Below are 8,147 nucleotides of genomic sequence, written 5' to 3' on the forward strand. Positions count from 1 at the left end.
CCTCGCTACGGCTGCGCCACGCGCAGGTTGCCCACGGCCTTCACGCGGATGCACAGCGCATCGCCCAAATACGCCATGGGGATGTCCTCGACCTCCACCACTTCCACGGTGTCGGGGTCGGCGCCGGCGTCGATCGCCTCTTCGCAGGCGCGTTCCTTCGATGCGGCGATTGCATCCTCGCGCGAGATCTCGGACAGCGAGAACACCTTCGCCACCTGGCCGGACACCTGGGCGATAGCGGATCCCACGGCGTTGGCCACGCCGAAGTTCTCCGGGCGCAGCACCTTGCCCGCACCCTCAAGCTCGTCGGGCGCCAGGATGGAGCCGCCGCCCACGAGGATCACCGTCACATCGCCCGCCGAGGTCTTCATGGCGTCGACCGCGTCCTCGATGATGCGCTTGATCTCGGCATACGCCGCATCCGCAAGGCCCGGATCCAGATCGGCCACGAGCGCGGGGTCGCCCACGCCGGCCGCCTGCCCGCGCGCTACCACGATGTCGGTCGCCGTCAGCACGTCGCCGCCGAAGCAGCGCGCCTCGCGCGTCACCTTGTAGCCCACGCTGTCCGGGCCGACCGACACGCTGCCGTCGGCCGCCTGGCGCACGATGGAGCCGCCGCCCAAGCCCACCGACACCAGGTCGGGCATGCGGAAGTTCGTGCGCACGTCGCCGATCTCGACCGCGATCATGCTCTCGCGGGGGAAGCCGTGGGCGAGCACGCCCACGTCGGTCGTCGTGCCGCCGATGTCCACGACCACGGCGTCCTTCTCGTGCGTTAAAAACGATGCGCCGCGGATGGAGTTCGTCGGCCCGCAGGCGATCGTGAAGATGGGGTAGCGCTTCGCATAGTCAACGGACATGAGCGTGCCGTCGTTTTGCCCCAGGTACACCGTCACGTCGGAAAGCCCTTCGGCGGCAAGCGCGGCCTCGAAGCCGTCGGCGGTCGTGTGCGCGACGTCGTGCAGCGCCGCGTTCAGGATGGATGCGTTCTCGCGCTCCAAGAAACCGAGCGAGCCGATCTCGCTCGAAAGCGTGATGGGGAACTCATCGCCCAGCTCAGCGGCAAGGACCTCGGCGGCGCGACGCTCGTGGGCGTCCGACACCGGCGAGAACACGCTCGTCACCGCCACGGATTCGTACCCCTCTTCGCGCACGGTGCGCGCCACGTCGCGCAGCTCGTCTTCGGAAAGCGGGCTGATCTCGCGACCGTCGAACTCGTTGCCGCCGTGCACCAGGAAATCCCCCACGCGCATGGCGTCTTTGAGCTCCTGCGGCCAATCGGCCATGCAGCTGACGGCCGTGGTCGCCGGCGCGCCGATGCGCAGCGCCGCCACCTTGTTCAGGCGCTTGCGCTCCACGATCGCGTTGGTGCAATGCGTCGTGCCGAGCATAGCGAACCCGATGTTCGCCGCCGCCTCGGAGCCGACCTGCGTCAGCACCTCGTGCATGGCCGACTCAATGCCGCTCATCACGTCCTCGGTCGTCGGGCTTTTCGTGGCGGCGACCAGTTGCAGGTCGCCGTCGATGATGACGGCGTCGGTGTTGGTGCCTCCGACGTCGATCCCCAGCCTCCAGGTACGGTTCGTATCAGCCATTATGCCTGCGCTCCTTCCGCATGCTGGGCAGCCAGCTCCTCGACGGGCACGTAATCCAGGTCGTAGCCGAAGGCGCGCGGGCCCACGACGGCAAGCCCCTGCGGCTCGCGCCATTGCGGCGCGCACGGCATGCCCACGACCACGATGCGGGCGCCATACTTCAAGCCCTCGGTCGTCACCGGCTGGCCCGATTCCACGTCGAGCGACACGATGATGTCGGGTGCCATGCAAAGCGGCTCGTCGCCGACGCGTGCGATGAGGTTCTCGTTCTGGAACTCGATGACCAGTTGGCGGCCCTTGTCCGCGTCCAGCCCATCGACGATGGCGTGGCCGCGCACGAACATGCCGTCGGTCTTGCGCGCCACGTCGTGCACTTTGCCCTTGAACAGGCGATATCCGTTCGTCACGCCCAACACGGCGTCGATGGGGTCGCGATGCTCCTCGCGCGCCTCGCGAAGCGTGCGCCCGATGGTCTCGCACAGCGTCGGCGTGTTGCGCACGCAATAGTCCTTCAGCTGCTTGCCCGTGCACGGGTACGACGCCAAGATGGTGTAGCCGCCCATGACCGACGTCGCCTGGCGAGCGATGCGCTCAAGCCAGCGGTCGTCGATGCCGCGCACCGTCACCGTGTTGCCCTTCTCGTCGGCAAGCACCGCCGGCATGCCCTTCACGCCGTTGATGCCGAGCGTCGTCATCTGCAACTCGGGAAACGCCCTGCCCATCAGATCACAGTCGATCACGGGAATGTGCCGCGTCGCGCCCAGGATGAACGGGATCGTCGAGTTCACGCCGCCGGCCTCCACCGCGTAGATGGCGTAGGGCTCCTGCCCCAGCTCGCGCACCAGTTCGTCGTAGGTTGCCATGGGTTCTTGCCCGCTGCAAATCTTCTCCACCATGATCGTCGGGGCGCCCATCATCTGGGACACCACGACAAGCGCATCGTCGGGAACCTCATCGGGGCTGACCAGCTCCACGTTTCCGTACCGCCTGATGGCCTCGATCGCCATCAGCTTTCCCACATAGGGGTCTCCCCCGCCCCCCGCGCCGAGAACCGTCGCGCCGAGCGCCATGTCCTCGATCTCTTCAACTCCTATGCTTCTTCTCACGAATGCCGCCCTTTCTCCTAAGGAATCGCGTGTTTTACACACCTGCGCGCACTTGTGGCACTCAGGCGCATAAGAAGCATTATCATGAACAATCGTGCAAGTTTTGATTTTCTCACAACAAAAGGGGCGGTTTCATGCTTTTGAAGCATTTGATAGACCTGTACGACATCCTCGATTCGCCGGCGGCAAGCGGGGTTGAGGTGGTTTCGTACCTGCGCAGTATCGATGCCGACTGCGACGCGCAGACCTCTATCTTGGAAGGGGAGAAGGGCTCAACCGACATGGTGCGCGTCTACATCCCCGGAAAGCGCGGCTACGCTGCCGGCGGCAACGCCCCGACCATCGCGCTGCTCGGTCGGCTCGGCGGGCTCGGCGCGCGCCCGGAGCGCATCGGGTTCGTGTCCGACGGCGACGGCGCACTCACGGTGCTCGCGTGCGCGGCGAAGCTGGTTTCCATGCATGCGCGCGGCGACGTGCTCGAAGGCGACGTGCTGGTTTCCACCCACGTGTGCCCGCACGCCCCCACCTTCCCGCACAAGCCGGTGCCGTTCATGGGATCGCCCGTGAGCACGGCGGCCGTGAACCGCGAGGACATCGGGAAAGGCCCGGTGGGCGCCGTGCTGGTCGTGGACACCACCAAGGGCAACCGCATCATGAACGACCGGGGCTTCGCGATATCCCCCACCGTGAAGGAGGGGTGTATCCTGCGCGTGAGCGAAGACCTCGTGAGCCTTGCCGAGATCGCGTCGGGCCGTCGCGCGCGGACGTTCCCGCTGTCCATGGCCGACATCACGCCCTACGGCAACGGGCTGTACCACCTGAATTCCATTCTGCAGCCCGCAACCGCCACCGCCGCCCCCGTCGTCGGCGTGGCCATCACCACCGAGACCGCCGTCGCCGGCTGCGCGACCGGCGCCACCCACCTTGAGGATCTCGACGAAGCGGGCACCTTCATGGTGGAAGCGGCGAAGTCCTTCGGCGCCGGGGCGTGCTCGTTCTACGACGATCAGGAGTTTGACCTGTTCGTAAAGCGATACGGCTCCATGGCCCACCTGCAAACGATGGGCAACCTCCCGGCGGAAAATCCCAACGCGTAATGCATTCTTAACACACAAAACCGCAGCGTTACGCTAGCATTGCACGGGGTCTCGCCGAGCGGGACCTTCCGCACAAGCAACGCACGTATTCGAACGGAGAAGCAATGCAATCGAGGGAAACGGAGCCGTCGCAGGCTTCCGCACATAATGCCGTCCAGTCGGATCTGGACGGCCAATTCGGCGAAGAATCGCTGCACGTCGCCGAGAGCGAACGCCGCGGATGGTGGCCCATCGCCTGCATCTGGATCGGCAACGCGTTCAACGTGTCCACCCTCATGACCGGAGCCGTGCTCGGCGCCGGCCTCGTGCTTTCCGACGCGTTTTTGGCGGCGTTCATCGGCTTCGGCATCGTCGTCGCCTACATGTGCTTCGTCGCCATGGAGTCCGTCGACGTCGGGCTGCCCACCTCGGCTATGTCGACCGCGTCGCTTGGAAAGGCCGGCGGGCGCTACCTGATCAGCCTCATCATCGGCATCTCGCTCATCGGCTGGTTCGGCGTGCAGGCGGCCGTATGCGGCGCGTCGTTCTCCATCATGGCCGCCGACCTGGTAGGGTTCGAGATTCCCATCTGGGCTTCGTCGGTGTTTTGGGGCGTGCTCATGCTCGCGACCGCCGTTGTCGGGTTCGACGGCGTGAAGTGAGTGAACTACGTCGCCGCGCCGCTTCTGTTCATCATCTGCGCATACGGCCTTGTCGTATCGCTGTCTGGTTCCGGCACCGATTCGCTGTTCAACTACGTGCCCGCCGAGGGTATCGGCCTGGTGTCCGGCATCAGCATCGCTGTCGGCCTCTTCGCCGTCGGTGGTGCCACGGTCGGCGACTTCACGCGCTACGCCCAAGACCGCAAGGGCAGCGTGCTGTCCAGCATCATCGGCGTGCTTCCCCCCAACGTGATCGTGCTCATGATGGGCGCGATGCTCGCCATCGCCGTTCCCGATTCGGGCGGCGACATCACGCTGATCCTCGCCTCGCTCGGCTTCGCCGCCGTCGGCCTGGTGGCGCTCGTGCTGTCCACCTGGTCGGTGAACGTCGGCAACGCGTATTCGGCCGGCCTCGCGTTCGCCGTCATGGCGGGCACGGGTCAGAAGGGCTACCGCATGTGCACCGCAATCGCCGGCGCCGTCGGCATCGTGCTTGCGGCCGTCGGCATCATGGACTACTTCACGATGTTTCTGACCGTGCTTTCCGCGATGATCCCGGCGCTCGCCGGCACCATGATTGCCGACTATTGGCTCATCCGCAAAGCGCGCCCCGAGAATTTCAAACCGCTGGCGGGCGTTTCGGTTCCGGGCTTCGTGTCGTTTATCATGGGCGCCCTGATCGCCATGGTGACGGGCGGCACGTTCGCGGGCATCGCGGGCCTTGAGCTTATCGACATCCCGTTTTTCTTGGGGCCGGTGAACGGCCTGGTCGTCTCCATGGTGCTTTACGTCATCGTGTACAAGGCCTGCAATCTGCCGGCCTTCCCTGGCAAGATCGTCCTGTTCCCGAATAAGAAGGAGGCGTAGCGCGTGCGCTTTATCGACGTTTCCGACATCGACGACATCGCTCTCGGCTCGGCGCTACTCGGCGCCGGCGGCGGGGGCGACCCCTACATGGGCCGGCTTGAGGCCATCGCGGCCGTGAAGAAGCACGGTCCGGTGAAGATGCTCGACGCGCAGGAGGTCCCCGACGATTGGACCGTCGCGCCCATCTGCGGCGTCGGCGCCCCGACGGTCGCCCTGGAAAAGGGCTCCAATGGCAGCGAGTACGCCCGCGCGCGCGAGCTGCTCGAAGCGCTTATCGGCAAGAAGATCGACGCCTTCCTGTTGTCCGAGGCCGGCGGCCTGAACTCGCTCGTCCCGGTGTCCGCCGCGGCGCGAGCGGGCATCCCGCTCGTGAACGCGGACGGCATGGGGCGCGCCTTCCCCGGCATTGAGCAGGACACCTTCTCGCTCAACGGCGTCCCCACCAGCCCCATGGTGTTCGTCGACGAGAAGGGTAACCGCACCGTCACCGAGACGATCGACAACTCATGGACCGAAACTATCGGCCGCGCGGTCACCACGGCCTGCGGCGGGCAGGTCATCTGCCTGGGATCTTCCATGACGGGCGAGAAGATGAAACGCAGCGCGGTGCTCGGTACGGTGGATTTGGCGCAGCGCCTCGGACGCATCATCCGCACCGCCAAGGACGTGCGCGACGAAGCCCCGCGCGACTACTTCCTGCGCGAGACGGGCGCCTACCTGTTCATGACGGGCAAAATCTCCGACGTGCTGCGCGAGACGCGCGACGGGTTCAACTTCGGACGCGCGGTGCTCGAAGGCTTCGGCGAGGACAAGGGCAAGACCGGCTTCGTCGAGTTCCAGAACGAGAACCTCTACGCGCAGATCGGCGACGACGTCGTGATGACGGTGCCCGACATCATCTGCCTGGTCGACCACGACACGTTCACGCCCGTGCCGACCGACGCCTTGAAGTACGGCAAGCGCGTCATGCTCATCGGCCTGCCATGCGACGACGCATGGCGCACGCCGGCGGGAGTCGCTTTGGGCGGCCCTGAGTTCTTCGGGCTTTCCGTGCCCTACGCGCCCGTCGAACAAACCCACGAGCGCTTCGGACGCTAGCCCGGGAGCTCTTTCGCATCATCTGGCGGGCGTGCGCCTTAGGCGTTTGGCCCTATAAGCGCGTGCCCGCTTCGCCACGTGCGACGCAACGAAGGCAACCCACAAGAAGGGAACGGTGCTATGCGAGAAATAGGCATCCAAGAAATTGAGGACATCGCCCTTGGCGCTGCGCTTCTCGGCGCAGGCGGAGGCGGTGATCCCTACATCGGCAAGCTTACGGCCATCCAGGCCATCAAAGAGCACGGGCCGGTCAAGCTGATCGACCCCGAGGAGGTTCCCGACGGCGCCTTCATCATGCCGGCAGCCTCGATGGGCGCCCCCACCATCCTCACGGAGAAGGGCGTCGGCGCCAACGAGTTCGCCAAGCTGTTCGACATGGTATCGCGCTACTACGGCAAGCCCGTGTACGCCACCATGCCCATGGAGGCCGGCGGCGTGAACTCCATGGTCCCCATCGCCGCCGCAGCGCGCCTGGGCATCCCCATGGTCGACGCCGACGGCATGGGGCGCGCCTTCCCCGAGCTGCAGATGGTCACGTTCACCATCGGCGGCGCATCGGCCAGCCCCATGGCGTTCATCGACGAGAAGGGCAACTCCGGCATCCTCGACACCGTCACGAACAAGTGGACCGAGGACATCGCCCGCGCCGCCACCATGACCTGCGGCGGAACGCTCACCATCGCGCTGTTCTGCATGGACGCCGAAACGTGCCGCTCCTTCGGCGTGAAGGGCATCGTCACCCGCTCCGAGGAGCTGGGCCGCGCCATCCGCCATGCGAAGGACCGCGCAAGCGAGGCGGGGCTTACCCCCGAGCAGTACTTCCTGCAGTTCGCCGGCGGCCACAAGCTGTTCAAGGGCAAGATCTCCGACGTGCTGCGCGAAACGCGCGGGGCGTTCAACTTCGGCAAAGTCGTCCTTGAAGGCATCGGGGAGGACAAGGGCAGCCAGGCGTACGTGGAGTTCCAGAACGAGAACCTCTCGTGCGTCGTGAGCGGCGAGTACCTCGCCACCACGCCCGACCTCATCTGCCTGGTGGACACCGAGACGTTCATGCCCGTGCCGACCGACGCCCTGAAGTACGGCAAGCGCGTGCTCGCCGTGGGGCTTGAGTGCTTCGACATGTGGCGCACGCCCGCAGGGCTCGAACTCGTGGGGCCGCGTTACTTCGGCCTTGACACCGATTACATTCCCGTTGAGAAGCGCAGCGCGCGAAAGGAAGGCTAGAGCATGTATAAACTGGGCATCGACGTCGGCGGCACCAACACGGACGCCGTTTTGATCGACGAAAACCTCAACGTGGCGGCTGCGGTGAAAAGCCCCACGTCGGAAGACATTTACAGCGGCATCATGAACGCGGTGGACGCCGTGCTTGAGCAGAGCGGCGTGGATCGCGCGGCCATCAGCCAGGCGATGCTGGGCACCACGCAGTGCACCAACGCCATCGTCGAACGCAAAAATCTGGCCAAAATCGGCCTTTTGCGCATCGGCGCGCCGGCGACCGTGGGCGTGCCGCCGATGGTGGACTGGCCGGAGGACATCCGCTTTATCTGCGAAAAGAGCGCCGTCATCGGCGGCGGGTTCGAGTACGACGGCAAGGAACTCGCGCCGCTGGACGAGGACGCCGCGCGGGCGTTCTTTGCGGAGCTGAAGGGGAAGGTGCAGTCCATCGCCATTTCCTGCGTCTTTTCCACCGTGCGGGCGGATCACGAGCGCCGCGCGGCGCAGATCTGCCGCGAGGTCATG

At 65.7% G+C, this 8,147-nt stretch carries 6 protein-coding genes and 1 pseudogene; 5 read left to right on the forward strand and 2 right to left on the reverse strand.

Annotation, left to right across the window (positions count from 1 at the left end):
• Window positions 1-5 precede the first annotated feature (5 nt).
• Together ACMRQN_RS06440 and ACMRQN_RS06445 are read right to left on the reverse strand one after the other, a co-directional pair.
• A complete protein-coding gene (locus ACMRQN_RS06440) occupies window positions 6-1,595 on the reverse strand; it encodes a hydantoinase/oxoprolinase N-terminal domain-containing protein (RefSeq protein ID WP_418734293.1) in 1,590 nt (529 codons plus the stop codon).
• On the reverse strand, window positions 1,595-2,701 hold the full coding sequence (locus ACMRQN_RS06445) for a DUF917 domain-containing protein (protein WP_418734294.1): 1,107 nt from the start codon (window positions 2,699-2,701) through the stop codon (window positions 1,595-1,597). The genes ACMRQN_RS06440 and ACMRQN_RS06445 overlap by 1 nt, the downstream gene beginning before the upstream one ends.
• 134 nt (window positions 2,702-2,835) lie before the next feature.
• Here ACMRQN_RS06445 and ACMRQN_RS06450 point away from each other — a divergent pair, with 134 nt between their 5' ends.
• The 5 genes and pseudogenes from ACMRQN_RS06450 to ACMRQN_RS06470 all read left to right on the forward strand — a co-directional run.
• On the forward strand, window positions 2,836-3,798 hold the full coding sequence (locus ACMRQN_RS06450) for a DUF1177 domain-containing protein (RefSeq protein ID WP_418734295.1): 963 nt from the start codon (window positions 2,836-2,838) through the stop codon (window positions 3,796-3,798).
• 104 nt (window positions 3,799-3,902) lie between these two features.
• Window positions 3,903-5,306 (forward strand): annotated as a pseudogene (locus tag ACMRQN_RS06455) (cytosine permease).
• Window positions 5,307-5,309: 3 nt separating this feature from the next.
• Window positions 5,310-6,404, forward strand: a complete 1,095-nt coding sequence (locus ACMRQN_RS06460; protein ID WP_418734296.1) for a DUF917 domain-containing protein — start codon at window positions 5,310-5,312, stop codon at window positions 6,402-6,404.
• A 120-nt stretch (window positions 6,405-6,524) separates the two neighbouring features.
• Window positions 6,525-7,628, forward strand: coding sequence for a DUF917 domain-containing protein (locus ACMRQN_RS06465; RefSeq protein WP_418734297.1), 1,104 nt, complete (start codon window positions 6,525-6,527; stop codon window positions 7,626-7,628).
• Between the two features lie 3 nt (window positions 7,629-7,631).
• A partial coding sequence (locus tag ACMRQN_RS06470) for a hydantoinase/oxoprolinase N-terminal domain-containing protein (RefSeq protein WP_418734298.1) occupies window positions 7,632-8,147 on the forward strand: 516 nt, incomplete at its 3' end.

It is taken from the genome of Ellagibacter sp. (assembly GCF_048412355.1).
In the GTDB taxonomy this organism is placed as follows: Bacteria; Actinomycetota; Coriobacteriia; order Coriobacteriales; family Eggerthellaceae; genus Ellagibacter.